The sequence below is a fragment of the Pseudomonas sp. S2_F07 genome (genome assembly GCF_054668325.1).
Genome location: NZ_CP162758.1, coordinates 415,364 through 440,064, shown reverse-complemented (window position 1 = coordinate 440,064; position 24,701 = coordinate 415,364). Strand labels below are relative to the sequence as shown.

General features: G+C 57.7%; 23 protein-coding genes, 3 tRNA genes and 2 pseudogenes. 12 read left to right on the top strand and 16 right to left on the bottom strand.

Features of this window, described 5'->3' with window-relative positions; genetic code table 11:
• Positions 1-97 precede the first annotated feature (97 nt).
• The 8 genes from AB4O40_RS01905 to AB4O40_RS01870 all read left to right on the top strand — a co-directional run bounded on the left by AB4O40_RS01905 (position 98) and on the right by AB4O40_RS01870 (position 6,078).
• A complete protein-coding gene (locus tag AB4O40_RS01905) occupies positions 98-1,165 on the top strand; it encodes an NAD(P)H-dependent flavin oxidoreductase (RefSeq protein ID WP_056724485.1) in 1,068 nt (355 codons plus the stop codon).
• A 121-nt stretch (positions 1,166-1,286) separates the two neighbouring features.
• Positions 1,287-2,054 (top strand): molybdate ABC transporter substrate-binding protein, encoded by a 768-nt coding sequence (gene modA / locus AB4O40_RS01900; protein WP_056724483.1) that lies wholly within the window; start codon positions 1,287-1,289, stop codon positions 2,052-2,054.
• Complete coding sequence (modB, locus tag AB4O40_RS01895; RefSeq protein ID WP_056724481.1) at positions 2,055-2,735, top strand: molybdate ABC transporter permease subunit; 681 nt, start codon at positions 2,055-2,057, stop codon at positions 2,733-2,735.
• 3 nt (positions 2,736-2,738) lie between these two features.
• Complete coding sequence (gene modC / locus AB4O40_RS01890) at positions 2,739-3,818, top strand: molybdenum ABC transporter ATP-binding protein (protein ID WP_056724479.1); 1,080 nt, start codon at positions 2,739-2,741, stop codon at positions 3,816-3,818.
• Positions 3,819-3,893: 75 nt separating this feature from the next.
• The gene (locus AB4O40_RS01885; protein ID WP_460056427.1) at positions 3,894-4,919 is read left to right on the top strand and encodes a DNA topoisomerase IB; all 1,026 of its coding nucleotides are present in this window, start codon (positions 3,894-3,896) and stop codon (positions 4,917-4,919) included.
• Positions 4,920-4,991: 72 nt separating this feature from the next.
• Positions 4,992-5,213 (top strand): hypothetical protein, encoded by a 222-nt coding sequence (locus tag AB4O40_RS01880; protein ID WP_056724478.1) that lies wholly within the window; start codon positions 4,992-4,994, stop codon positions 5,211-5,213.
• A gap of 129 nt (positions 5,214-5,342) precedes the next feature.
• Entirely contained in the window at positions 5,343-5,573 is a 231-nt protein-coding gene (locus AB4O40_RS01875) for a hypothetical protein (protein ID WP_056724476.1), read from the top strand.
• 205 nt (positions 5,574-5,778) lie between these two features.
• A complete protein-coding gene (locus AB4O40_RS01870; RefSeq protein ID WP_460056431.1) occupies positions 5,779-6,078 on the top strand; it encodes a hypothetical protein in 300 nt (99 codons plus the stop codon).
• Between the two features lie 25 nt (positions 6,079-6,103).
• Here AB4O40_RS01870 and AB4O40_RS01865 read toward each other — a convergent pair whose 3' ends face one another.
• The gene (locus tag AB4O40_RS01865) at positions 6,104-6,769 is read right to left on the bottom strand and encodes a TetR/AcrR family transcriptional regulator (protein ID WP_056724473.1); all 666 of its coding nucleotides are present in this window, start codon (positions 6,767-6,769) and stop codon (positions 6,104-6,106) included.
• Positions 6,770-6,947: 178 nt separating this feature from the next.
• Here AB4O40_RS01865 and AB4O40_RS01860 point away from each other — a divergent pair, with 178 nt between their 5' ends.
• The 3 genes from AB4O40_RS01860 (at position 6,948) to AB4O40_RS01850 (ending at position 8,493) form a co-directional block, all read left to right on the top strand.
• The gene (locus AB4O40_RS01860) at positions 6,948-7,790 is read left to right on the top strand and encodes an NAD(P)H-binding protein (protein WP_414914350.1); all 843 of its coding nucleotides are present in this window, start codon (positions 6,948-6,950) and stop codon (positions 7,788-7,790) included.
• A 92-nt stretch (positions 7,791-7,882) separates the two neighbouring features.
• Positions 7,883-8,077, top strand: a complete 195-nt coding sequence (locus tag AB4O40_RS01855) for a hypothetical protein (protein WP_056724469.1) — start codon at positions 7,883-7,885, stop codon at positions 8,075-8,077.
• Positions 8,078-8,310: 233 nt separating this feature from the next.
• On the top strand, positions 8,311-8,493 hold the full coding sequence (locus tag AB4O40_RS01850; RefSeq protein WP_056724468.1) for a hypothetical protein: 183 nt from the start codon (positions 8,311-8,313) through the stop codon (positions 8,491-8,493).
• 270 nt (positions 8,494-8,763) lie between these two features.
• On the opposite strand, the gene AB4O40_RS01845 is transcribed toward AB4O40_RS01850, so the two are convergent.
• From AB4O40_RS01845 to AB4O40_RS01785, 13 genes and pseudogenes are all read right to left on the bottom strand, one after another.
• Complete coding sequence (locus AB4O40_RS01845) at positions 8,764-9,369, bottom strand: transglycosylase SLT domain-containing protein (RefSeq protein ID WP_056724466.1); 606 nt, start codon at positions 9,367-9,369, stop codon at positions 8,764-8,766.
• Between the two features lie 178 nt (positions 9,370-9,547).
• Positions 9,548-11,008 carry an MFS transporter gene (locus AB4O40_RS01840; protein ID WP_056724464.1) on the bottom strand — a complete coding sequence of 487 codons (1,461 nt, stop codon included), beginning with the start codon at positions 11,006-11,008 and terminating at the stop codon, positions 9,548-9,550.
• A gap of 125 nt (positions 11,009-11,133) precedes the next feature.
• Positions 11,134-12,681 carry a phospholipase D family protein gene (locus AB4O40_RS01835; RefSeq protein ID WP_056724462.1) on the bottom strand — a complete coding sequence of 516 codons (1,548 nt, stop codon included), beginning with the start codon at positions 12,679-12,681 and terminating at the stop codon, positions 11,134-11,136.
• Positions 12,682-12,883: 202 nt separating this feature from the next.
• Positions 12,884-13,675, bottom strand: a complete 792-nt coding sequence (otnI, locus tag AB4O40_RS01830) for a 2-oxo-tetronate isomerase (protein WP_056724460.1) — start codon at positions 13,673-13,675, stop codon at positions 12,884-12,886.
• Positions 13,676-13,696: 21 nt separating this feature from the next.
• Positions 13,697-13,939, bottom strand: a pseudogene (locus AB4O40_RS01825) (GntT/GntP/DsdX family permease); the annotation flags it as partial.
• Between the two features lie 59 nt (positions 13,940-13,998).
• Positions 13,999-14,453: pseudogene (locus tag AB4O40_RS01820) on the bottom strand (four-carbon acid sugar kinase family protein); the annotation flags it as partial.
• A gap of 151 nt (positions 14,454-14,604) precedes the next feature.
• Positions 14,605-14,691: transfer RNA gene (locus tag AB4O40_RS01815), tRNA-Leu, on the bottom strand.
• 195 nt (positions 14,692-14,886) lie between these two features.
• Positions 14,887-14,960, bottom strand: a tRNA-Cys gene (locus tag AB4O40_RS01810).
• A gap of 46 nt (positions 14,961-15,006) precedes the next feature.
• Positions 15,007-15,082, bottom strand: a tRNA-Gly gene (locus tag AB4O40_RS01805).
• 63 nt (positions 15,083-15,145) lie between these two features.
• Complete coding sequence (gene pgsA, locus AB4O40_RS01800; RefSeq protein WP_008051977.1) at positions 15,146-15,706, bottom strand: CDP-diacylglycerol--glycerol-3-phosphate 3-phosphatidyltransferase; 561 nt, start codon at positions 15,704-15,706, stop codon at positions 15,146-15,148.
• Positions 15,707-15,738: 32 nt separating this feature from the next.
• Positions 15,739-17,562 carry an excinuclease ABC subunit UvrC gene (gene uvrC, locus AB4O40_RS01795; protein WP_056724454.1) on the bottom strand — a complete coding sequence of 608 codons (1,824 nt, stop codon included), beginning with the start codon at positions 17,560-17,562 and terminating at the stop codon, positions 15,739-15,741.
• A gap of 2 nt (positions 17,563-17,564) precedes the next feature.
• Positions 17,565-18,206 (bottom strand): response regulator transcription factor GacA, encoded by a 642-nt coding sequence (gene gacA, locus AB4O40_RS01790; protein ID WP_032829778.1) that lies wholly within the window; start codon positions 18,204-18,206, stop codon positions 17,565-17,567.
• A 97-nt stretch (positions 18,207-18,303) separates the two neighbouring features.
• On the bottom strand, positions 18,304-18,777 hold the full coding sequence (locus tag AB4O40_RS01785) for a GNAT family N-acetyltransferase (RefSeq protein WP_223542811.1): 474 nt from the start codon (positions 18,775-18,777) through the stop codon (positions 18,304-18,306).
• 653 nt (positions 18,778-19,430) lie between these two features.
• Between AB4O40_RS01785 and AB4O40_RS01780 the strand changes: the two genes are divergently transcribed.
• Positions 19,431-20,507: a 3-deoxy-7-phosphoheptulonate synthase gene (locus AB4O40_RS01780; RefSeq protein ID WP_056724452.1), complete on the top strand. Its 1,077-nt coding sequence runs from the start codon at positions 19,431-19,433 to the stop codon at positions 20,505-20,507.
• Between the two features lie 602 nt (positions 20,508-21,109).
• Here AB4O40_RS01780 and AB4O40_RS01775 read toward each other — a convergent pair.
• Positions 21,110-22,795: a colicin-like pore-forming protein gene (locus tag AB4O40_RS01775; RefSeq protein ID WP_223542761.1), complete on the bottom strand. Its 1,686-nt coding sequence runs from the start codon at positions 22,793-22,795 to the stop codon at positions 21,110-21,112.
• 811 nt (positions 22,796-23,606) lie between these two features.
• Positions 23,607-24,671 carry a hypothetical protein gene (locus AB4O40_RS01770; protein WP_460056443.1) on the bottom strand — a complete coding sequence of 355 codons (1,065 nt, stop codon included), beginning with the start codon at positions 24,669-24,671 and terminating at the stop codon, positions 23,607-23,609.
• Positions 24,672-24,701 lie beyond the last annotated feature (30 nt).

Sequence of the window (24,701 nt, the reverse complement as noted above, 5' to 3'; positions counted from 1 at the left end):
TTACCCGCTGAAAAGACGACTGGCCTTGCGCCAGTCGTTGCGTTACAAATCCTGTTCTACCGCCCCTGCCCGGATTCAACGTCGGAGAACACAGCACATGAACCAATGGCCAGATACCCGCATCCTTGACCTGCTCGGGATCGAACTGCCGATCATCCAGGGGCCGATGGCCGGTGCCACAAACTCGTCCATGGTGATCGCCACCTGCAATGCCGGCGGCCTGGGCTCGATGCCGGCGGCGATGCTCAGCACCGATCAACTGCGCGAAGAGCTCAAAACCATCCGCCAACACACCCGACGCCCGATCAACGTCAACTTCTTCTGTCATCAGCCGCCTGCTGCGGATGAGCAACGCGCACAGGACTGGAAAAACCTGCTGCAACCCTACTACCAGGAACTCGGCGCCGACTTCGATGCACCGACGCCGGTGTCCAACCGGGCACCGTTCGATAACGCGGCCTGCGAAGTGGTCGAAGCGTTTCGCCCGCAAGTGGTGAGCTTTCACTTTGGCTTGCCGGAAAAATCCCTGCTCGACCGGGTCAAGGCCACGGGTGCGAAGGTGCTGTCCTCAGCCACCACAGTCGCAGAAGCCGTGTGGCTGGAGCAGCACGGTTGCGATGCAATCATTGCCATGGGCTACGAGGCCGGGGGCCATCGCGGGATGTTTCTCAGCGATGACCTGAGCAGTCAGGTGGGGACTTTCGCCCTGGTGCCCCAAGTCGTCGATGCGGTGAAAGTGCCGGTGATTGCCGCTGGCGGCATCGCTGACGCCCGAGGCGTCGCCGCTGCATTCATGCTCGGTGCTTCGGCGGTGCAGGTGGGTACGGCGTACCTGTTCACCCCAGAGGCCAAGGTCAGCCCGTCCCATCACAAGGCGTTGCGCACCGCCAGGGAAAGCGAGACAGCCGTCACCAACGTGTTCACCGGTCGCCCGGCCCGGGGCATCCTCAATCGGGTGATGCGTGAACTGGGCCCCATGAGCGCCAAGGCCCCGGCCTTCCCCCTTGCCGGTGGCGCGCTGATGCCGTTGCGGGCCAAAGGTGAAGCGGATTTCAGCAACCTCTGGGCCGGTCAGGCATTTACCCTCGGCGTCGATTTGACCAGCGAGGCACTGACTCGAAAGCTGGCTGAAGAAGGGTTGGCGAGACTCTCAGGTCGCTTCTGAGCATCTGCCCCATTAAATTGTATACAATTTTTCACCAGCACATTCCGTTCAAAGGCAATTCGCTATATATTTTTGTACATAACGATTAACCTGCCGCAATTGCCTTTGACGGAGCCGTTTCATGTTCATTCGTGCCTCACGTTTTGCCCCGACCTGCCTGGCGAGCCTTCTCGCCGCATTCGCCTTCGGCTCAGCCCAGGCGGACGAAGTCCAGGTGGCGGTCGCCGCCAACTTCACCGCGCCCATCCAGGCCATCGCCGCTGATTTCGAAAAAGACACCGGGCATAAACTGGTCGCCTCCTTTGGCGCCACCGGCCAGTTCTACACCCAGATCAAAAACGGTGCGCCGTTCGAAGTGTTCCTCTCGGCAGACGACAGCACCCCGAAAAAACTTGAAGCCGAAGGCGACTCCGTCAAGGGCTCGCGCTTCACCTACGCGGTCGGCACCCTGGCGCTGTGGTCGGCCAAGGAAGGCTACGTCGATGCCAAGGGCGATGTGCTGAAAAAGAACGCCTACCAACACCTGTCCATCGCCAACCCGAAAGCCGCGCCTTATGGCCTGGCGGCGACCCAGGTACTGGCAAAAGAAGGCTTGACCGACAAGGTCAAGGACAAGATCGTTGAAGGCCAGAACATCAGCCAGGCCTACCAGTTCATTTCCACCGGCAACGCCGAGCTGGGTTTTGTCGCCTTGTCGCAGATCTACAAGGACGGCAAGATCTCCAGCGGTTCGGCCTGGATCGTTCCCGCCAGCCTGCACGACCCGATCAAGCAGGATGCGGTGATTCTCAACAAGGGCAAGGACAACCCGGCCGCCAAGGCACTGGTTGACTACCTCAAGGGGCCGAAAGCGGCAGCTGTCATCAAGTCCTACGGTTACGAAATCTAAATGTCGCTATCGAGTGCCGATCTTTCCGCCATCTGGCTGACCCTGAAACTGGCGTCCCTGACGACCGTCATCCTGCTGATTGTCGGCACTCCGATTGCGTTATGGCTGTCGCGCACCCGCTCCTGGTTGCGCGGCCCGGTCGGGGCGATTGTCGCCCTGCCCCTGGTGCTGCCGCCGACGGTGATTGGTTTCTATCTGTTGCTGGCCCTCGGCCCTCACGGGTTCCTTGGACAGCTCACCCAGTCACTGGGCCTTGGGACCCTCACGTTCAGTTTTGCGGGGCTGGTCATCGGTTCGGTGTTGTATTCGATGCCATTTGTGGTCCAGCCGCTGCAAAACGCTTTTTCCGCGATTGGCACGCGCCCGCTCGAAGTGGCCGCGACCTTGCGGGCCAATCCCTGGGACAGCTTTTTCAGTGTGATCCTGCCCCTGGCCCGCCCCGGTTTCATTACCGCGGCCATTCTCGGCTTCGCCCACACCGTCGGCGAGTTCGGCGTGGTGCTGATGATCGGCGGCAACATTCCCGAGAAGACCCGCGTGGTCTCGGTGCAGATCTACGACCACGTCGAAGCCATGGAATACGCCCAGGCCCATTGGCTGGCCGGGGCGATGCTGGTGTTCTCGTTTGTCGTCCTGCTGGCGCTGTATTCCAGCCGTAAAACCAAAGCGGGCTGGAGCTGATCGATGATTCAAATGCGTCTGAAACTGCGTTATTCGGGCTTCGCCCTGGACGTCGATCTGCAACTGCCGGGCCGTGGCGTCACGGCACTTTACGGCCACTCCGGTTCAGGCAAGACCACTTGCCTACGCTGCATCGCCGGCCTGGAGCGGGCCGATCAAGGCTTTATCCAGGTCAACAATGAAGTCTGGCAAGACAGCGCCAACCGGATCTTCGTCGCGCCGCACAAGCGCGCGCTGGGCTACGTGTTCCAGGAAGCCAGCCTGTTTCCCCATCTGTCGGTGCTGGCCAATCTCGAGTTCGGCCTCAAGCGCATTCCCAAGCCACAGCGTCGGGTCGACATGGCCCACGCCACCGAATTGCTGGGCATCGGTCATTTGCTGGGCCGGCACCCGCAACACCTTTCGGGCGGCGAGCGTCAGCGCGTCGGCATCGCCCGCGCCTTGCTCACCAGCCCGAAACTGCTGTTGATGGACGAACCCCTGGCGGCGCTGGATGCCCAACGCAAAGGTGAAATCCTGCCCTACTTGCAACGCCTGCACGACGAGCTCGACATCCCGGTGCTGTACGTCAGCCATTCCCAGGATGAAGTCGCGCGGCTGGCCGACCATATCGTGCTGCTCAGCAACGGCAAGGCACTGGCCAGCGGCCCGATCGGCCAGACCCTGGCGCGCCTCGACTTGCCGTTGGCAATGGGGGATGACGCCGGTGTGGTGATCGAAGGTCGCGTCAGCGCCTATGACGCCGACTATCAATTGCTCAGCCTGCAACTGCCCGACACCGCCCTCGACATTCGTGTGCCGCATACGCCAATGGACGTGGGCCAGGCGCTGCGCTGCAAGGTCCAGGCGCGGGATGTGAGCCTGAGCCTGGACAATGTCGGGCATAGCAGCATTCTCAATCGCCTGCCGGTCACCGTGGTCAGTGAAATGAACGCCGACAACGCCGCCCACGTGCTGGTTCGCCTGGATGCCGCCGGCACGCCGCTGCTTGCGCGGATCACGCGTTATTCCCGTGACCAACTGAACATTCATCCTGGCCAGCCACTCTGGGCACAAATAAAAGCGGTCGCGGTGCTGGCGTAACTCCGAAGGCACGACTGCACCGGGGCGAGGTCAATGGCTGTAATGCTCCGTGACTCCTTGCCCAGGACGCTTGTCATGCCCGATGGACTGCCACCTGACCTGCATTATGTCGATGACACTCAGCCGGGCATTACCCGCAGGAAACTGCGCGGAAAATTCGCCTATTTCGACCCAGCCGGCCAGCGTATCACCGACCCCGACGCAATCAAGCGCCTCAACTCCCTCGCGGTGCCGCCCGCCTATACCGAGGTGTGGATCTGCGCCGATCCACGCGGGCATCTGCAGGCTACCGGGCGCGATGCCCGGGGTCGCAAGCAGTACCGTTATCACCCCCACTGGCGAGAGGTGCGTGACGCCGACAAGTATTTGCGCCTGCGTGAATTCGGGCTGGCCCTGCCGAAACTGCGTCAACGATTGCAAGCCGTGCTAACGGAACCGGGATTCAGTCGCGACAAAGTCATGGCCACTGTCATTACCCTGCTCGACTCGACGCTGATCCGCATCGGTAACAGCCAATACGCCCGGGACAACCGCTCCTATGGCCTGACGACCCTGCGCAGCCGCCATGTAGAGATCAACGGCAGTGCCATCCTGTTCCAGTTCCGCGGCAAAAGTGGCGTCGAACACCAGATCACCGTGAAGGACCGGCGCCTGGCCCGGATCATCAGGCGCTGCCAGGAAATACCCGGGCAGAACCTGTTTCAGTATCTGGATGAAAACGGTGACCGGCACACCGTCAGTTCATCCGACATCAACAGCTATTTGCAAAGGCTCAGCGGCGCCGATTTCACCGCCAAGGACTACCGCACCTGGGCCGGCAGTGTTCTGGCCCTGGCAATACTGCGCAAGCGTCACTGGGAACCTGAAATGGACGCCCGACGGCACCTGGTGGAGATGGTCAAGGACGTTGCCAGGCAACTGGGCAATACCCCGGCGGTGTGCCGCAAGTGCTATATCCACCCGGCGGTGCTAGATGGTTTCCTTCTAGGGGCTTTGGCGCAACTGCCAAGGCCGAGAGCGCGCAAGGGGCTCTCGGCCGCGGAAGTCGGGCTGGCGAATTTTCTGGAGAGAACGCTGGCAGCGCTTGAACCGACGAATTGACCTGCCTATTTTTTGCACGATCAGCAATGACTTCTATAGTTGAACTGAACACGAATCCGCCGCGGAGACGCCATGGAAGACATTTTCGTCGTGAAGCGTTGCAACAAGATCATCATCCATGGCCGCCGTGCCGGTGAAAATGACCACCTGCCACCGGATGCCGCGGTCTGGTACCGCATCGCCGATACCCGCACCCAAGGCTTCATCGGAGATGGCTACGAGGTTGAAGAGGACGCCGCGCGTGTTTGCCGTCAGTTGAACGCGAAATCACAAGTGACAGCCCGACAAAGTTGAGGGGTGTCACCCTTTTTTAACGGGTCTATACTGAAATGGCTGAAGGATCAGTAACCCTTTCGGCAGAAAGCTCGCTCCCGGCGGGCTTTTTGCTGCCACACACAGGTTTCTTGAACGGAGGTGTCTCCCATGTCCGAAAAAGAGTCCATCACCACCCTGCTCACCTTGCTGGACTCCCGTCAGGCCCGCCTGGCCGCCGCCTGCAAGGAAATCGCCGACTGGGTCGATCATCAAGGCGGACACCCTACCGCCCTCAGAATTCGTGATCGCCTGAACGACATCGAAAAGGACACGCCGCTGATCCGGCACACGCTGTCGTCTCTCAAGCCTGTCGACCCGCCTCTGCCACGGTTCAGATGATCCGTCACGGATTCGCAGCGCGAGGACAGGCCCGATTCGGGCAGCATGATCGTTGACCGTGCGTCTGCGAACCTTTGGCTGCCTGCTGGATTTCCAGCTTTTCTCACAACCCGGCCTGGTGTCGGGATTTTTGTTGCGCAAAACCAATCGAACGTCCCCGCTCACGTGGAGTCAACCGCTCACACGTCACGAAGGAGACGTTCCAATGGTCACTCATTTCAAAGTCAGCGGGCACCTGGCCTGCGGTCACCTGGCCTGCGGTCACCACGGCAGCAACCTCGTATCGACCCGCGAACTCAATCGGGTTAAATGCCGAAGCTGCCGAAACACCGACGCCTACAAAGAGGCCCGCAAGGCTGAACGCAACGCTGCCCGCCGCGCAGCACGCAAAGCCAAAGCCATGCACACCGCCAATGACTGGCGTTCAGCCTGGACCGAGCGACTGACCGCGATGGCCGGCCTGCAACGACTGCCCCGCGGTTTTGGCGGTCAACCCTTCGTTTAGGGAAACTGAACCGACCGCCAGGCTTTTACGGTGAATCGATGTTCCTGCGCGCGGGCTCCATGATCTCGCGCAGGGACATACGCTTGAACGCCTCGACCAGTGCTCGTCCCTCATCGGGTGCACAAGTGACAGCCAAGCGCATGGTTGCCTCGCCCAAGTGCCAGATCAAAAACGCGGACTCCTCGACCTGTTGTTCGTCACAGTCGGGATACACGCGAAGCATCGCTTGGGACAGCAGCGCTCCGGCAACCCGACTCTCCTTCAACTCCAGCTGCAACAGCTGCTTGTCGGCCTGCATGCCGGACCAGATGTCACGCATCACCGGTGTCGCCATCACGATCTCGTAATACAGATCGAGCAACTGCGAATAGGCGGCCTGCAAACCCTGGGCGTCCTCGACGGCCGCCATTGCCTCTGCAATGCAACGGCGGCTCTCAGCGTTATAGCGTTCGGCCAGCGTGCGGATCACGGAACTCTTGTCGGGAAAATATTGATAAAGGGAACCGATCGAGATCTCGGAGCGCTCGGCGATTTCACTCATCTTGAGTTGGTCGCTGCCCTTGTCCGCGATCAATTGAGTGGCCATGGCCAGAATCCGCTCCTGACGATCGCGGCTGCGCTGTTGCGTGGGGTTGCGTCGAACCGCTTCTGCAGCAGGCTGTTCGAGGTTTTCAGAGGGCTTTTTGCGCACGAGTGAATTCCCGATCAAAAACGTGACATGTGCTCACCTTAGCATCGCCACTCCCTGCGCCCAACAACAGATGCCACACGTCGGGGAATTCGATCTGACGGGTTGACGGTAAAACATGAGCATCTATCATCTTTTTTAACATGAGCATCACTCACATTAACCGATGGAGATGAACGCGATGAAAACTGCCCAACCAATCACGCTGGTCCTCGGCGCCACCGGCAAAACCGGACGGCGCATCGCACAACGCCTCGAAGCCGCCGGCCTGCCCGTTCGCCGGGGCTCCCGCGACGCCAATCCTCCCTTCGACTGGGAAGATCGATCGACCTGGGACGCCGTGATCGATGGCGTTCATCGCGTCTACATTTCCTTTCAACCTGATCTTGCCGTTCCTGGCGCCGTTGAAACCATCCAGGCGTTCACTGACCTGGCGGTGAAAAGCGGCGTCCGCAAACTGGTCTTGTTATCCGGACGTGGCGAAGTGGAAGCCGAACAGGCCGAACGCGTTGTACAGGACAGCGGGATTGACTGGACAATTCTACGGGCCAGTTGGTTCTGCCAGAATTTCAGCGAGGCACACTTTCTTGAACCCATTGTGCAAGGTGAACTCGCACTCCCCATCGGCCAGGTCGCCGAGCCCTTTGTCGATGCGCAAGACATCGCCGAGTGTGCCGTCGCCGCACTGACTCAACCCGGGCACACTGGCCAGCTCTATGAATTGACCGGCCCTCGGGCGTTGACCTTTGCTCAAGCCGTGACCGAGATTGCCCGCGCCACCGGTCGCAACATCGAATTCGTGCCCGTGCCGCCGGATGCCTATCGACAGGCAATGGAACAGGAACAGCTTCCCCCGGCGTTGATCGATCTGGTGTTGTATCTCTTCACGACGGTGCTGGACGGGCGCAACACACCCGTGGCCGATGGCGTACAGCGGGCACTGGGACGCCCGGCGCGCGACTTCGGCGACTACGTACAGCGCACTGCCGCTACGGGCATCTGGGGCAATGGCAGTCCGACGTAAAGCAGTGGCGGGAACCCGCTTCGTCGACTAGGGTTTTTGGGCGTATCGAAGTGCGGCGCCTTATTGGCAGGAGCCTGATTAAGGAGGAACCCATGTCACTCAATCGTAGTGCTGAACAAACCTACCGCCAGTGGTCGACCCCGATCCTGTTGGAACTCAAGGAGCGAGAACATCAGATGAACCCGTCAGACCGCCAGGCCCTGGAAAACGTACTGCTGGAAAGAAGGCTGATCGATACCGGCAACCCGGCCGGCAGCGATCGCCGCAAGGCAGACCCGGCCCCCTGAAGCATCAGGCGACCATGATCAAGATCGAAATAATGACGCAGAAACATACAAGGGTTTGCAATGCTTTCGCTTGCAAACCCTTGGTTTAGAGCATGCCCAATCGATCGCAAACACGGCTCCAACGTCTGAATCCCCCGCCGCCGTAAATCCATTTTTGATAATTATTAATTTCCAAACACCCCCCTCTATTGGCTTTAAATGTGGGCTTAACCACCACATGGAGGGATTCCAGGATGCTGATAAAAATCGAGAAAGCGAGCAAGCCGGAAGGCTGGAATGTATGGATGAACGCGTGGTGCGTTGAATTTCGCAGCTACGCAGAAGCCCTCGCGTTCGTGAACAGACTGGAAGGCCGGATCAATGCACCTCACCCCTTGCCAGGCAGCACCAACAGACTTCTTTTGGAACTGGCTTAATCTCGCGATGCCCTCACCGAGAAGCTATCCACGAAGCCATATCCATATTGATTGATCTGCTTTTGATAATTATTGATTTCGCTCGCTCCTCTCCCTCGGCTTTAAATATGCGTCGAGGGAGGTTGGCCAAGGGGTTCACAGGTGGTGCCTCTAACGGACGCTTCGAATACAGCCAGTCTGCATTTGAGGAGGCCGACCTTCCTCACCATGTGTAATACATTGCCCCGCATCTTCCCCCAGGAGGTGCGGGGATTTTTTTTCGTAAATGCGTTAAAACCACCCGCTACGATCATCATCCAACTCTTGGCGACACACTTTTAGTTGCGCGTTGTAAATCTCTGACTGCTTTTGCACTTTCTGGGCAACCTGCATCAGCCACGGTTTACTGCGATAGGAATCGCGGCTGAAGCCCCCTCGCCCCTCGTGATAAGCCAGGTACTGATTGTAGGTGTCCCATTTGGAGATCCCGAGCTGACGTTGGGTGCCCGTGGTGTACCAACCGATAAACATGATCGCGTCGTCGAAACTGTCACGCGAACCACCGTTGCCCGTATTGTCCCTGTACTCACCCCACACCGGGTCTTGAGCCTGCGCGTAACCGTAGGCCGAACTGACTCGCCCCCAGGGGATGACCCATAGCAGGTAGTCACGAGGCGGCAATGCGTCCGCCACGTAGCTGCTTTCCTGCTTCATGATCGCCATGGCCACATGCAGGGGTGTCCCATACTCGCTCTGCATTTGCAGCGAGTCCTCATACCAGTCGGGATACTCACGGTAGATACTGCAGAGATTGCCTTGGTCTTTTGGCGGCGTAGTCGTGCACCCCGTTAAAAACATCATCAACAAAGCCAACAGCAGAACTTGTCCTTGTTTCATTCAATACCCTCGAAAATAAGGGCACAGGTACCCTCCGTTTACTGCAAGGAGCCTGAGTCAGGCAGGTGCAGGCAAAAATGTCAGAAGACATCCAGCTTGACCGCGTCACCCTTTTGAGTGAATTGCCTCTGGATTTGCGCCGGCTTTCTCAAACGGCTCTTTGGACAGTCGCCCCCACTCAATCCTCAGCCTGGGACAAAGGCCTGGCCACATGTTCCAGCGCTCGACGCTCGGCAGACACCCCCCAAACCGCTTGCACCGCCGCCGCCGCACACATTAGTGCAGCGCCTGCCAGATAACCAATCAACAGACTGCCGCGCTGCTGGGTCTGAATCAGTTGGCCAAACAGCGTCGGCCCGATGATGCCGCCCAGGCCAGTGCCGAACGCGTAGAACACGGCGATGGCCAAGGCACGGATTTCCAGCGGGAAGGTTTCTGCCACCGTCAGGTAAGCCGAACTGGCCGCTGCCGAAGCGAAAAAGAAGATCACCATCCACGCCGCGGCTTGCTGGGTGACATCCAGCCAGCCCTGCTGGAAGGCGTAGCCATTGAGCGCCAGCAACATTCCGGACGTCGCATAAGTGAAGCTGATCATCACGCGTCGGCCGACCACGTCAAACAGGCGCCCCAGCAGCAGCGGTCCGCAAAAATTGCCCAGTGCCAAGGGCAATACGTACCAACCGACCTGTTCGGCGGGCACCTGGTAAAAATCGGTGAGCACCAGCGCATAGGTGAAGAATATCGCGTTGTAAAAGAACGCCTGCGCTGTCAGCAGGGTCATCCCCACCAGCGCGCGGCGGCTGAATCTGACGAACAGGGTATGGAAGACCTCCCCCAGCGGCGTATGGTCCCGCGCGTGCAGGCGCAATGGTTTGCTGGTCACCGCCGGCAGTTCGTGGCCTTGTTCGCGCAGACTCGCTTCGATACCTTCGACGATGTGTCGCGCCTTATCGCGCTGACCATGGACCAGCAGCCAGCGCGGGCTTTCCGGCAACCACAGGCGCATCACCAGGATCACCAGGCCCAACGCGGCACCAATGCCGAAGCACAGGCGCCAGCCCAGCTCACCACCGACCACGTGCGGATCCAGCAGGACGATGGCCCCGCCGGCACCCAATGCTGCACCTAGCCAGAATGTGCCGTTGATGCTCAGGTCGACCCAGCCGCGATAGCGTACCGGGGTAAATTCCTGGATGGTCGAATTGATCGCCGTGTATTCGCCGCCGATGCCCATGCCCGTGAGGAAGCGAAACAGCAGGAAGCTTTCCAGGCTGAACGAGAACGCCGTGGCCGCCGTGGCGCCTACATACAGCCATAAAGTTACAAAGAACAACTTGCGCCGCCCCAGGCGATCGGTCAGCCAGCCGAACAGCAAGGCACCGAGCACTGCACCGGCGATGTAGATGCCGCCGGCCAGGCCAATATCGAAGTTGTTCATGCGCAGGACGGGGCTGTTTTTCAGCGCGCCGGACACCGAGCCCGCCAGGGTCACTTCCAGACCGTCGAGCAACCAGGTGACGCCCAGCGCGACCACCAGCAGGGAGTGAAAGCGGCCCCACGGCAAGCGGTCCAGGCGCGCTGGAAGATTGGTTTCGAATATCGCGCCGGGCTCGCGGCTATGCAACTGTTGGTGGGTCATCGCCACATCGTTGTCGTGTACAGTGCCTTGTGAGTTAGGAGTTGGCCTCTGGATCGGGAGTTCAACATTCCACTTACTCAGAATTTAGTTGTGTTGCAGCCGGAGGCCGTACGCCTGGTTTCGATCTAGAGCATTTTCTCCAGGCCGATCTTGTCGCTGAGCCAGGCCTTGAAGCTACGCCATTTGCTGCCGGGCTCCTTACGCAAGGTATGCTCGCGGCCGTCGTCCTCGGTGAGCCAGACGACTTCGCCGTTTTCCAGTCGGGCCTGGTAACTCATGGCCGGCGCCATGCCCTCAAGCGCCAACTGGCGCACTTGGCCGGCCAGTTCGGGACTATCGACCAGCACTCCGACTTCAGTGTTCCAGAACACTGAACGCGGGTCGAAATTGAACGAGCCGACGAACACTTTCTGCTTGTCCAGGATCATGGCCTTGGTGTGCAGACTGGAGTCCGAGCCACCACTGAAGCCAAACGAAGAACTGCGGCCGGGATCGTCCGGCTGGCGCCGCAGCTCATAGAGCTTCACGCCATGTTCGAGCAGAGTCTTGCGATACGGTGCATAGCCGCCATGCACAGCCGGCACATCGGTGGCTTCCAGTGAGTTGGTCAGCAGGCGCACATCGACGCCGGCATCGGCACGCCCCAGCAGATAGTCCATACCCGGCTTTTGCGGAACGAAATAGGCCGAGATCATGATCAGCTCGTTATTGACGCCATCGAGTTCAGGACGCAGCTGTGTGGCCATCAATAGCGCGCGTGCCGGCTCGCCGTCGGCCAGGACCTTGCTCGGAGCGTCCCACATCGCCTTGTTATGGGCCCAGATCAGTTGCTTGCGCCAGGTCTCGAATTGCGGCTGAGTCTGGTAGGTCATGAGATGGTTGTACAACACCTTGCTCTCGATACGTGAGGTCTGCAGCGATTGCTCCAGGCGTTGACGGCTCTCGAGCAAGTCTTGTGCTGTCGGCTTGTTGAGCAGGAAGTCACTGATCGACTGGCTCAAGGCGCTATTCCAGTACTGATCGAAGCTGTGTCCCAACTGCTCGGCGACCGGACCGATGCACAGCAGGTCCATGTCGGTGAAGTTGAGATCGGGCTTGGCGTCGAAATATTCGTCCCCCAGGTTGCGTCCGCCGACGATGGCTGCGCTGTTGTCGGCCAGCCACAGTTTGTTGTGCATGCGTCGGTGTTGCTGGGAAAGATCAAGCAGACGCCCCATGGTTCGGGTGACCACGGTGCTGCGCCCCAGATGCAAAGGATTGAAGACGCGGATATGGATGTTCGGGTGCACCGCCAGGGTAGCGATGACTTCTTCCTGGCCGTCGCTGGCCGTGTCATCGAGCAAGATGCGTATCCGTACGCCGCGATCGGCAGCCAGCAGCATTTCACGCACCAGCGCCCGGGTGCTCAGACCGTTATGCACGATGTAGTACTGCAGATCGACGGATTTCTGCGCATGGCGGATCAACTCGGCGCGCGCCCGGAATGCTTCACTGCTGTTGGGCAGCAAGCGAAAACCCGAGCGCCCCTCGTGTGCGGCGGCCTGAACCTGGATCGAACGCCCGAACGCCGAATCGCTGGCGGGTATCGCCTCGCTGAATTCGTGGGGCAAGCGCGTGGTTGCGCAGCCAACGAGCAGCAGTGCGAACAGCATGGCGCAGAGGAACCGGGACATGGGCAAGGACTGCTCCTCAACCTCGACGGTTGTAGTTTTGCACTCGGCATCCAGCCAGTACTGGCTGCCGAGAACATGCAGCCCTCGATAATCCGCACGACTTATTCCAGTAAAGCCCGTTTCAAGCAACGTGTCGAAATTTTACGGCAGCTGCGCCCAGAGTATGAAAGCGCCCTGGGACCGGGTGCAGGCCAGCCTTCCTCTATAGCGCCTGGCGCACCTTCCAGTCGCGCAACCACTGCAAGCCGGCAGACGTATTGCCACGAGGCCGATACTCGCACCCTACCCAGCCGTCATAACCCAACTGATCGATCAGCTCGAACAGATAAGGATAATTGACTTCCCCCAGGTCCGGTTCATGCCGATCCGGCACCCCGGCGATCTGGATATGGCCGATACCATCGAAGTCGCGACGCAGTTTGGCCGCCAGGTCGCCCTCGACGATTTGGCAGTGGTAGCAGTCGAACTGAACCTTCAGGTTACTGGCGCCCACTTCCTTGCAGATAGCCTGGGCCTGATCCTGGCGGTTGAGGAAAAAGCCTGGCATGTCTCGCGTATTGATCGGTTCGAGCAATACGGTGACGCCTGCCTTGGCTGCCTGGGTGGTGGCGTAGGCGAGGTTCTCCAGGTACACGCCGTGATGCCGCGGGCGATCGTTTTCCGACGGCAACAGCCCGGCCATGACATGGATGCGTGAATTGCCCAATACGCTGGCGTAGTCCAGGGCACGATCAAAACCGCTACGAAATTCACTCTCCCGGCCCGGCAACGACACCGTGCCCCGCTCCCCCGCTGCCCAATCACCGGGCGGTGCGTTGAACAGTGCCTGCACCAGGCCGTTGTCGCTCAAGCATTGCTTGAGTTCTTCAGCACGGTAGTCGTAGGGAAACAGATATTCGACCGCTTCGAAACCGTCAGAGGCAGCGGCGGCGAAACGATCCAGAAACTCATGTTCCGGGTAGAGCATGCTGAGATTGGCAGCAAAACGAGGCATGGTAGCTCCTGAAATAAAGGGTTAGACAAAGGGCCAGATCAGCAGGGTAATACAGAAACCCAAGGTACCGAGCAAAGTGGTCATCACCGTCCAGGTGCGCAGACCGTCGGCCACGTTCAGGCCTGACAGTTTGGTGAAGATCCAGTAACCGGCGTCATTGATATGGGACAGGGCCAGCACCGGCAGCCCCGTGGTGCGCAGCATGTCGGAGAGCACGACACCGATTCCGGTATCCACCAGCACCTTGCCGAATACGCCACCCGACCATGAAGCCGGCAATCGTCAACGCCAGGGGCGTGCGCCGGTTGCCAAAACGGGTGAAACGCTTGCGCCACCACCGGCTCCCTCGCCGCCAGGCCAACGGATCAATCCGCAAATCTGGACGAACAGCTTCGAGCCAGGCCGCCACTTGCCCATTGGTGGCGATCGAAGCACTACCGGCCAACACCACTTCCCCACCGGACACCACCGGGAGTTTCGAGGCGTCGAGGTCGCGCAACTTGCCGGCGCGACGGAAGTTTTCCGGCAGGCCCAGGGCCAGCCCCGAACCACCCGTCAACAACGGCAGATCGGCGCAGGCGCTACCGAGGGTGTACAGATCGCTGTCCGGCAAGGCATCGGCGATGGCCATGCCGACACCTTGAGCCCTCAGTTCAGCGATTCGCGCCTGCACCTGCTCAGCGCCTTGGGCGATCGTGTCGTAGCGCAACAGGCCGACTTTCAGGCGGGTCTGCGATTGCAGCACCCGAACCAGGTTGGCATCGGTCATGGGCGTCAGTGATACCGGACAGACGATGACCACTGGCGTGGGCAGGAACAGGTTTTATGACGCGTGGGAGGAAGCCGGTAGCGAATTGCGGAAGGATTTTTTGATTGCGGAAAAAACTAAGGGCCTGCATGAGGTATCTCACGCAAGCCCTTGATATTCATGGTGCCCGAAGCCGGAATCGAACCGGCACGCCCTTACGAGCGGGGGATTTTAAGTCCCATGCGTCTACCAGTTTCGCCATTCGGGCGGTAGCGCGGTGAAGCGTCCAGGTTTTGCCAGATAACGATCCGGCAGTTCTGACGCTTGTGCAGCAGAGGTGGAAATATATACATCCCGCCCCAGTGAAGCAAGTTCGCAAATACCCTTTTCAAGACTAAATCTTGCAGGCTATTGCAAATAAAAAAGCTCCGTAAATCATAGATCTACGGAGCTTGTTTATTAGTGGAGGCCGAGGTCGGAATCGAACCGGCGTAGGCGGATTTGCAATCCGCTGCATAACCATTTTGCTACTCGGCCTCAAAACATTTGCTGTCAGTAGCGCGACATCAAATGCGTACAAACTTGGAGCGGGAAACGAGACTCGAACTCGCGACCCCGACCTTGGCAAGGTCGTGCTCTACCAACTGAGCTATTCCCGCGTCTTGGTGTGGCGCATTCTATAGAATCCAGAAGCCCCGTCAACCCCTTGATTCAAAAAAGTTTTATTTCTTTTCAACGTCAGTCTTCAGATGTGGCCAGGCAGCCCGCAGGTACTGGACCATCGACCACAAAGTCAGGCCAGCCGACACCATCAACAAGGTGTAGCCCAGCAAGACCCAGAAACTGAAATCCTTGGGATTGGCCAGCAGGATCACCAGCGCCAGCATTTGCGCGGCGGTTTTCCATTTGCCCAGGTTAGATACGGCGACGTGGGCACGAGCGCCCAGTTCGGCCATCCATTCGCGCAGTGCCGAGACGACAATCTCGCGACCGATGATCACGGCGGCAGGCAGCGTGAGCCACAGGTTTCCGTGTTCCTGCACCAACAGGACCAATGCAACCGCAACCATCAGCTTGTCGGCAACCGGATCGAGGAAAGCCCCGAACGGCGTGCTTTGTTCCAGGCGGCGCGCCAGGTACCCGTCCAGCCAGTCGGTCGCCGCAGCGAATGCGAAGACCGAGGCGGAGGCCATGTAGCTCCACTGGTAAGGCAGGTAGAACAGCAAAATGAAGATCGGTATGAGCAGAACGCGTAGAACGGTAATCAGATTAGGGATATTCATCGGCACAACTGGCTACGAGGTGAGGGGGCATTCTACTCGCTGTGCAGATTTGCATAAATCAACTCTGCGAGCTTTTTACTGATCCCGGGGGCTTTGGCAATTTCTTCGATGCTTGCACGAGACAGCTCCTGCAATCCACCAAAATGTTTCAACAAATCACGCCGACGTGTGGGTCCGACGCCGGCGACGCCTTCCAGTGTAGACGTCCGACGGGTTTTTCCACGTCGGGCTCGGTGCCCGGTAATGGCAAACCGGTGGGCTTCGTCGCGAATCTGCTGGATCAGGTGCAGCGCGGGTGAATCGCCGCGCAAGGTGAACTCATGTGCAGCGTCGTTCAGGTACAGGGTTTCGAAACCGGCCTTGCGCGTCGCGCCTTTTGCCACACCCAGCAAAATCAGGTCAGGCACGGCCAGCTCATCGAGCACGTCGCGGGCCATGGACAACTGGCCTTTTCCGCCGTCCACCAGCAGGATATCCGGCAGCTTGCCCTCCCCGTCCTTCAGTTTGCTGAAGCGTCGGGTCAGCGCCTGATGCATCGCCGCATAATCATCGCCGGCCGTAACGCCCTCGATGTTGTACCGGCGGTAATCGGCCTTGATCGGACCTTCGGGGCCGAAGACCACGCACGACGCCACCGTCGCCTCACCGCTGGAGTGACTGATGTCGTAGCACTCAAGTCGCTGTGGAGGCTCATCCAGCTTCAGCACCTCGGCCAGTGCATCGAAGCGCGCCGTAATGTGCTGACGATTCGCCAGGCGCGCACTCAGAGCCTGCTCGGCATTGGTCACCGCCAGTTGCTGCCAGCGCGCCCGCGTGCCCCGCACGCGATGGCTGATGGTCAGCTCCCGACCGCGTAATTCGTCGATGGCGGCGATCAGCGTGGGAAAGTCATCGTGGACCACGTTGACGATCAGCTCGCTGGGCAAGTCGCGTTCAGGGCTGCTGATGAAGTACTGGCCGAGAAACGCGGCCATGACTTCAGAAACGTCTTCTTCAATACCGACTTGAGGGAAGAAGTTCTTGCTTCCCAGTACCCGACCGCCCCGCACGCTGATCAAGTGAACACAGGCACCACCCGGGTTGACGAAGGCAGCAATCACATCGACGTCCCCGGTCCCGCCCTCCATGCTCTGTTGATCCTGGACCCGGCGCAGTAAAGCAATCTGGTCCCGCAACTCCGCGGCCCGTTCGAATTCGAGATTGATCGCCGCCTCTTCCATCCCGGCGGACAACTCGTCAGTCAGTGCATTGCTGCGCCCTTCAAGAAACATCACCGAATGGCGGACATCCTCGGCGTACACCTGCGGCTCCACCAGCCCGACACAGGGCGCCTTGCAACGCTTGATCTGGTATTGCAGGCAAGGGCGCGTGCGGTTCTTGTAATAACTGTCTTCGCATTGGCGAACGAAAAACGTCTTTTGCAGCAGGCTCAGGCTTTCGCGGATCGCGCCGGCACTCGGATAAGGCCCGAAATATTTGCCCTTGGCCTTTTTCGCGCCGCGATGAATGCTCAGGCGCGGAAACTCTCCGTCGGAGAGAAAGACGTAGGGGTAGGATTTATCGTCGCGCAGCAGGATGTTGTAGGGCGGACGCCATTCCTTGATCAGCGTCTGCTCAAGCAGCAAGGCTTCGGTTTCATTGGCGGTGATCGTCGTCTCGACCTGGGCGATACGCGCTACCAGCGCGGCGGTCTTGGGGGCAAGCCCGGTCTTTCGAAAGTAACTCGACAGGCGACTCTTGAGATTCTTCGCCTTGCCGACGTAGAGCAACCGCGCTTCGCTGTCGAACATGCGGTACACGCCGGGGCGCCCGCTAACGGTCGACAGAAAGGCGCTCGGATCAAAGGTGTCGTTCATTTTCAGAGGCTGGCGTCGACCATGCCATGACGAACCGCCAACAGCGTCAACTCGACATCACTGCTGATCGAAAGCTTTTCGAAGATGCGGTAACGGTAGGTGTTCACGGTTTTCGGCGACAGGCACAATTTGTCGGAGATGATCTGTACTTTTTGGCAGCCGACGATCATCAGCGCGATCTGGATTTCCCGCTCCGACAAGGCATCGAAAGGCGAATCGTTGGTGGGCTGGAAGGACTTGATCGCCAGTTGCTGGGCAATTTGCGGGCTGATGTAGCGTTGCCCGGCAAACACCAGTCGAATGGCCTGGACCATTTCCGGCAAACCTGCCCCCTTGGTCAGGTAACCTGCCGCACCGGCCTGCAACAGCCGTGTAGGAAACGGGTCCTCTTCACATACAGTCACCGCGACGACCTTGATATCCGGGTGACTGCGCAATAATTTGCGAGTGGCTTCAAGACCGCCGATACCCGGCATCTTGACGTCCATCAACACCACATCGGGCTTCAGCTCGCGCGCCTTGATCAGGGATTCCTCACCCGACTCGGCCTGGCCGACTACTTGCAGGCCATCGATGTCAGCCAGCATTCGTGTAATGCCTGTACGAACGAGATCATGGTCATCGACTACTAGCACCCTAATCAAGCAGACACCTCGTGATATGGTCTTATTGGGTTGCCAGACACCTTAGCAAAAAGCTTCTGGCAGACCTAGCGGAAAGCGTCAGATTAAAAGTTTCAATTCATCTTGAAAGGCTTGTCGCAAGCGTGTTGCAGCGATCCAGCCCGGGGATATCCAGTTGCATCCTCAGGAAACATTCGTCCTTGCCCACCACCCTCAACCCCTTGCGCTCGTACAACGCTCGCGCCGGATTGTTTTCGAAAACCGTCAGGCGCAATGCCGGTCGCCGCTCCTGGCGCGCCAGAGCCGATGCCTGATCGATCACCCAGGATCCAGTGCCCTGCCCACGAAACGCGTCGACGATATGCAATTCGCGGATATACAAGGCTCTGGCATCACGACTCAGGCTGACATAGCCCTGCACTCCGTCGCCCGATGTAATCAAACGGTTGTCCCGCCCGGCCCAGGCCACGTCAAACGCTTCGTCCTGCCACAACAGTTCATGCTCAATGTAGTAACGCAGCATGCTTCTGCAGGTCAGTTCGCGGGCGAATTCCAGGTCATCCGGTGTTGCCGGGCGCCATTGGCGCTCCATCATTCCAATTCCACAGCGAGGGTCATGTGCGTCCTTGTGACGATAGGATTGTTGTTGCAGCGCAAAGTGTGTCACAACCGTGGGGGCACTCAAGCAATAGAAAGCGCCATCGTTGGCCGATAGCATTTTCTGATTGAATCTGCGTACCGGCCTCTAGTAAGCTCGGACCATCCATCGGAGACAGACCATGTTCAACGCCCTCTTACAGCTTCGTACCGCCAGCGCCCCGCGCTCGGTTGCGGCTGCCCGGGTGAACGACGGTTGTACTCCGGTCAGCTTTTATTTTGGGTATTGGTTTAGCCACTGGCGCGCCTGATACCCACATGGCGCCCACTTCAAACGGGTCGCCACCAGAGAATTCTCAACCCCCGGTCGGCCTCCCGACCGGGGGTTTTGTTTTTTCAGCCCCAACACTTTTAGCGACACACCAGACATTCAGAGGATTCAAAACATGAACTACGCCACTTATTACCGTTACGACAGTTTTACCGCCTGGCGATTTACCACCCTCCGCTCGGGACAGCCTGCCGCCTCCGATCGGTCACCCACAGGTGGCAAGCACACACACGCAGCCAATCCGGCCAATTGTCGAACACCCCAGTAGGGCCGAGCGCGCGGGCACGAACCCGCCACCAGCCCAGGAAGCCTTGAATATGAACTCGTCCGTCTCCGCACTGCCGCTGTCCACCATGAGCCCTGCCAATGAAGCGCTGACCCTGCGCCTGCCCAGCTCATTGCAACTCAAACAGCAATTGCCCCTCGGCAACGCCCTGACCCGGCAAGTCGCCGCCCACCGCCAGGCGGTTCGCGCGATCCTCAACGGTGAAGATTCCCGACTGCTGATCATCGTCGGCCCCTGCTCGATACACGATCCAAAGTCAGCCCTCGAATACGCCGGTAATCTTGCCCGCCTCGCCGCCGAAGTCAGCGACGAAATGCTGCTGGTGATGCGTGCCTACGTCGAAAAACCCCGCACCACGGTTGGCTGGAAAGGCCTGGCCTACGACCCGCACCTCAATGGCAGCGATGACATGGCCGCCGGCCTGACGTTGTCCCGCGAGCTGATGCGCGAAATGCTCCGCCTGGGCCTGCCCGTTGCCACTGAGCTGCTGCAACCGATGGCCGCCGGCTACTTCGACGATCTGTTGAGCTGGGTGGCGATTGGCGCCCGGACCACGGAGTCGCAGATCCACCGGGAAATGGCCAGCGGGCTTGGCATGCCTGTAGGGTTCAAGAACGGGACAGACGGCGGTGTCGGTGTCGCCAGCGACGCCATGCGCTCCGCCGCTCATCCTCATCGCCATTTCGGTGTCGATAGCCAGGGACATCCGGCGATCATTCAAACCCCGGGCAATGCAGACACACACCTGGTATTGCGCGGCGGCCATCGCGGGCCGAACTACGACAGCGCCAGCGTCGCCCAGGTGAACAGCGACCTGACCAAGCTCAGGATTCCGCCTCGAATCATGATCGATTGCAGTCACGCCAACAGCGGCAAAGACCCGTTGCGCCAGCCAGCCGTGTTCCAGGATGTACTTGAACAACGCCTGCAAGGTGATCGTTCGCTGATCGGCATGATGATCGAGAGCCATTTGTTCGAGGGCTGCCAGCCGTTGAGTTCACCGCTGAAGTATGGCGTGTCAGTTACGGATGGCTGCCTTGGCTGGTCCGGGACGGAAATGTTGTTGCGCGATGCAGCGGATAGATTGCGGAAACAAATTCGCACTTAACAATCGCTCTGGTGTTGAGCTCCCTTGCGCCCTCTACGGCGCAAGCTGAGTTCCTCGCTCCCCGTACAATTTGTAACGTTTAGATGCTGCATTCGTGAATGCTTTTGGACGACGATTGAAGCACAAGAGTTCTGACGAAAAAAATCTGAATGATTATGCATGGAAGCAAATCTACAGAGTAAGAAAAAAGTAACGCCAGCTCGATTCAAGCAGGCACAGCGCATTATCATCAGCAGTAACGAGGTCAAGGATGGATAAAAAATATTTCACTAAACACTTACTATTGAGCGCACTGTACCTAATTACAGCTAGTGCTGCTTTTTATATTGATGACAACCTTTTTTACCATGACATTAAACTTGTCACACTTATGCTACTCAGCACATTGCTATACCCACTCTCTAGGTACTTTACAACCGCCAGCGCCTACAAACTGACAGGACCGGAGTTCTGGAGAAAGGATTTTTTTATCAAGGGAGACTCTACAGGAATAAATGCACTTTTTATATTTTTTTGCCTCGTCTTCGCCATCCCACTGGGCAGCACTTACTTGATATTCATGATATTAAAAAGGGGGTGAAAGCTGCCACCCCCTTTACACATCAGAGATTTATCACGTAGTCGTTGATCTTGCCCACCAGTGCATCATCAATCAATGCCCCCATCACAGCCGTTAGCAATGCAAATCCCAGAATAGTCAAGGGTGTCGCGGCCGTCAGGCCAAACATGAACGCTACCAGAGTGGTTGCACCCTTACCCACAACTAAAGACTCAACTTTTACAAAAAATGGCACCCAATCACCACTCCTAGATGATGTTTTCGCTTCAGCGAGCAAGCTGAAAAGATCAGTGATGTTACTAATAGCCTTCAGACCTTTACCGAATGCCGTCAGGTTTTTAGACATCACATCTTTATCTAGAGCGTCAAGAGCCCGAGCAATCGCTTCCCGGTCCTTGACTCCAAACTTCTTGCTCAAAACATTCTTATACTGATCAAAAGCCTTTATTGCCTCACCAGCATTACGAATCGTCTTCCCTTTGGCATTTTTCGAAAGTTCTTTCGCCAGCGCCTCGGCTCTTACACCAAATCGCTCACTCACCTCCTTATAAAAATCCATGGTAAACTTGATTGCACTCTGGATCTGTTCAGCTTCATTCGACCGCTCGGCCAAGCCGCCCAAGGCACTTGAAGTTGAAGTCAGGTGTCTTGCAGATTCGGCCTTCAACAAGGCGTCGTGGTAGCTGAGCCACTTTGTCCCAATCGGGGTGTGGGTTTGCAGATATACCAACTCATTGAGAGCCTCTAATTCAGGCTTGCTCAATGGCGAACTGATCTTCGGGTTCGCCGCTGTGAAATTGATGGTTACACCACCTCTTTTGAATGGAGGCGGTGCAACGACAGGTCTGATCTCTGCCATTTTGGTCGAAGCCATACGCTCTAGCGTCGCCTTGTAATGTAACAATACTTGAGTTTGGGTCATGCCAGTCAGGGAACCTGCCGCAGCAACGAGCTCTGTTTGAAGAAACTCGGGAAGTTGCTGAGCGTGAATATCCAGTTCCAAACCAATAATGCTAAGTCGCTGATTCTGCACAGCGAACCATGCGGCGCCATCTAGAGGAACAACCGACTCCGCTTGGCTTCTGCTGTTAGCTAGCTCGGCAAGTTTGCCAGCCAGAATATCCACCGAGAGCGAAAGCGCTTTGAGCTCCAATGCAGATTTATAGACGTTGTCAAACATGGAATACAGGCTCATGAGAGCTTGGGAGTCGGCGCTACCGGAGTTCAGAAATTCACGCATTTTCTGACGCGGCAGCACCCCCATCATAAAGAATGGACTCTGACCATAAAGGCCGTAGATATTTGGCACAATGGATATGTATTGCTTCTTTTTTGAGTCAATAAATTCCAGGGTGACCTGTTGGTCTACGGCAGCAGATTCTGAGGGTGCTAAAACTTGAGCGCTTTTTGCAGCGACTTTTCTTTCCTCTAATTCACGCGCGGTATCGGTGATGAGTGTATTGAATCGTGCATTGTATTCATTATCAATCTGCTGCTGACTGTAGACTTGTTCGTTCATAAACTCGGCCATAACGTTTGGCAACGCGACATCCCGAATTCCACTTGGACCTCCCTCCCCTCTACGTGGCCCGTCCTGCAACCCCCATCCACCATTATTTCCGCTGTAACCACCGCCACCACCAGGACCGAAGGTTTGCTGACGCCCAGCAACAATGTGCGTAGGTTTAATGTAGTAAGTTTCGCCTCGAACAAATCCATCATCTGCCATGTGTAACTTCTCCCATCAATCCATTGAAAGTTCGCCATCCAACAATCGACATCGAACGAGGCCTATTGAACGTCATAAAAAAATCTTGTGATGTCAGAAGAGCACTAAGTACTACAGGGAATATTGATATTGATGTGGTAGGAATTAACGCCTTACAACTTTCTACCCAACGAATTACGTCGAGATATTTCGGCGAAGACCGTCCATAAATTCGAATGTACCTACTGATTTCCGCCTTCTTCAAAACTCATGAAACTTTCGTATACCCCATTTCCGTCAATGGCTTTAGAGTTAGGCGTAATACCACTCACACGAATGTTTGCGAAGATGTGCGATATGCAAAGGAATGCAAACACCTGTTATTCAATACTGCTGACCCACGACTTTTCGGCGTCGAATGAATCGGCAAGTTCGAGGTCTTTGACGACACCAGGTAGACGCGGAGGAACGCCGGAGCAAGGGTGTCCGTTCCCTGCGCATCAGCCACTTATGACAACGAAGTACTTGATGATCAATTGCTTACGCAGATCGAGCGGGTACTGGAAAGAACTGGTGCACGCAAAGTCAACCTCATAGGACATCGCCACGGAACACTGACCACGCGGTCGCCCAGGCAAAAAGCGACCTGACCAGACTCGGGATCCGACTCGAATCATGGTCGATTGCAAGCCGTGTTCAAGGATGTATTTGAGGCACAGAACAACTGTTACTTGAAGCCGCAGACCGACTGCGAGCGGCGAACAACGCCCGATAATCAGCATCCTCCGTGCGCCCTCCAGCCTTCATGGAAAGACTGGAGGGCAAATGGCAATCAATGTCCCATCAGGGACTGCACCTGAACCAGTGTCACCCCCGATTGCTGACGGGTGCCGTCAAGGCGCTCGACTGAACAGGAAACACGGATCGCAGTATCTCGATGTTCCCTCCAGAACGGGTAGGGAACGATAAACACCAATGGCTCACCCGCGATGTCCCTGGTTATTACGCGGTCGTCACAGTGATTGAATTTCTCCCCGTCGCATGTCAGGCAAATCCGTTCTCCTTTATCAGCCTTGGGGTTTTCGATGACGACGGACACGCCATCCTGCGCATCTTGCAGATCCACCCAACCCTCGTTGGCTTCCAGCACAGTGGGTGCTCGCAGTGGCCGCCGCTCCAGGATGCCAACCATCAGTGCCGTTACTTCAGAATAACGAGGCCCCTGCCCCGCCTGTTTGACGCAATAGTCGACGGACACCGAGGAGCCCAGGTTGAGCGCAATGCACTCCGGACTGACCCAAAACGACAGTTCCTCCCCCACAGCGAAAGCCTCGACCTTGAGTGCATCACTGAAACTTGCTTCAACCGAAACACCCGCCCAGGTCAGCAACACCCAGTCGCCCGCCGCCATGCGCGCATAGGGTTTGATCGTAACGATCGCCCCTTCCTTCACCCGATCCGGATCAAGCGTTCTCCCCACCGCATCGCTCACCGTCGCGGGCAACAGGTCGCACTGCACATCACCGACACTGAGCTGCAATCGACGGGAATGCACGGGCTCGGCCAATCGGGTACTGGTGAGTGAGTAACCGATTTCCAGTGAACCACCCTCAAGCGCCTCGATATGCATGCTACCCACGGCAAAGATAATGTCCTCGCCGACCCGGTCGTCACTGACAAAACGCGCCACCTGGTGATTGCAGGCAAGGCCATCGGCATCCAGCCCCGCCCAATTCAATAGCAATTTGTCGCCGCAGGTCATGCCTGGATAAGGCCGGACCCTGATGACGGCTTTTTTTTCACAGGGATTGAGAACGCCGTTTTGCGCCTGCTCAAGGATCGGCGGTGGCAATGGTTGCTGGGCGAGATTCAAGGTGTCGGGTTCATAAACAGTCATTCATTCGCTCCATTCCCTGGAATAAACACC

Bases quoted from the DNA above. Each gene is read 5' to 3' on its own strand.
- AB4O40_RS01905 (WP_056724485.1), top strand. From the start codon at position 98: ATGAACCAATGGCCAGATACCCGCATCCTTGACCTGCTCGGGATCGAA.
- modA (WP_056724483.1), top strand. From the start codon at position 1,287: ATGTTCATTCGTGCCTCACGTTTTGCCCCGACCTGCCTGGCGAGCCTT.
- modB (WP_056724481.1), top strand. From the start codon at position 2,055: ATGTCGCTATCGAGTGCCGATCTTTCCGCCATCTGGCTGACCCTGAAA.
- modC (WP_056724479.1), top strand. From the start codon at position 2,739: ATGATTCAAATGCGTCTGAAACTGCGTTATTCGGGCTTCGCCCTGGAC.
- AB4O40_RS01885 (WP_460056427.1), top strand. From the start codon at position 3,894: ATGCCCGATGGACTGCCACCTGACCTGCATTATGTCGATGACACTCAG.
- AB4O40_RS01880 (WP_056724478.1), top strand. From the start codon at position 4,992: ATGGAAGACATTTTCGTCGTGAAGCGTTGCAACAAGATCATCATCCAT.
- AB4O40_RS01875 (WP_056724476.1), top strand. From the start codon at position 5,343: ATGTCCGAAAAAGAGTCCATCACCACCCTGCTCACCTTGCTGGACTCC.
- AB4O40_RS01870 (WP_460056431.1), top strand. From the start codon at position 5,779: ATGGTCACTCATTTCAAAGTCAGCGGGCACCTGGCCTGCGGTCACCTG.
- AB4O40_RS01860 (WP_414914350.1), top strand. From the start codon at position 6,948: ATGAAAACTGCCCAACCAATCACGCTGGTCCTCGGCGCCACCGGCAAA.
- AB4O40_RS01855 (WP_056724469.1), top strand. From the start codon at position 7,883: ATGTCACTCAATCGTAGTGCTGAACAAACCTACCGCCAGTGGTCGACC.
- AB4O40_RS01850 (WP_056724468.1), top strand. From the start codon at position 8,311: ATGCTGATAAAAATCGAGAAAGCGAGCAAGCCGGAAGGCTGGAATGTA.
- AB4O40_RS01845 (WP_056724466.1), bottom strand. From the start codon at position 9,369: ATGAAACAAGGACAAGTTCTGCTGTTGGCTTTGTTGATGATGTTTTTA.
- AB4O40_RS01840 (WP_056724464.1), bottom strand. From the start codon at position 11,008: ATGACCCACCAACAGTTGCATAGCCGCGAGCCCGGCGCGATATTCGAA.
- AB4O40_RS01835 (WP_056724462.1), bottom strand. From the start codon at position 12,681: ATGTCCCGGTTCCTCTGCGCCATGCTGTTCGCACTGCTGCTCGTTGGC.
- otnI (WP_056724460.1), bottom strand. From the start codon at position 13,675: ATGCCTCGTTTTGCTGCCAATCTCAGCATGCTCTACCCGGAACATGAG.
- pgsA (WP_008051977.1), bottom strand. From the start codon at position 15,706: ATGAATATCCCTAATCTGATTACCGTTCTACGCGTTCTGCTCATACCG.
- uvrC (WP_056724454.1), bottom strand. From the start codon at position 17,562: ATGAACGACACCTTTGATCCGAGCGCCTTTCTGTCGACCGTTAGCGGG.
- AB4O40_RS01785 (WP_223542811.1), bottom strand. From the start codon at position 18,777: ATGGAGCGCCAATGGCGCCCGGCAACACCGGATGACCTGGAATTCGCC.
- AB4O40_RS01780 (WP_056724452.1), top strand. From the start codon at position 19,431: ATGAACTCGTCCGTCTCCGCACTGCCGCTGTCCACCATGAGCCCTGCC.
- AB4O40_RS01775 (WP_223542761.1), bottom strand. From the start codon at position 22,795: ATGGCAGATGATGGATTTGTTCGAGGCGAAACTTACTACATTAAACCT.
- AB4O40_RS01770 (WP_460056443.1), bottom strand. From the start codon at position 24,671: ATGACTGTTTATGAACCCGACACCTTGAATCTCGCCCAGCAACCATTG.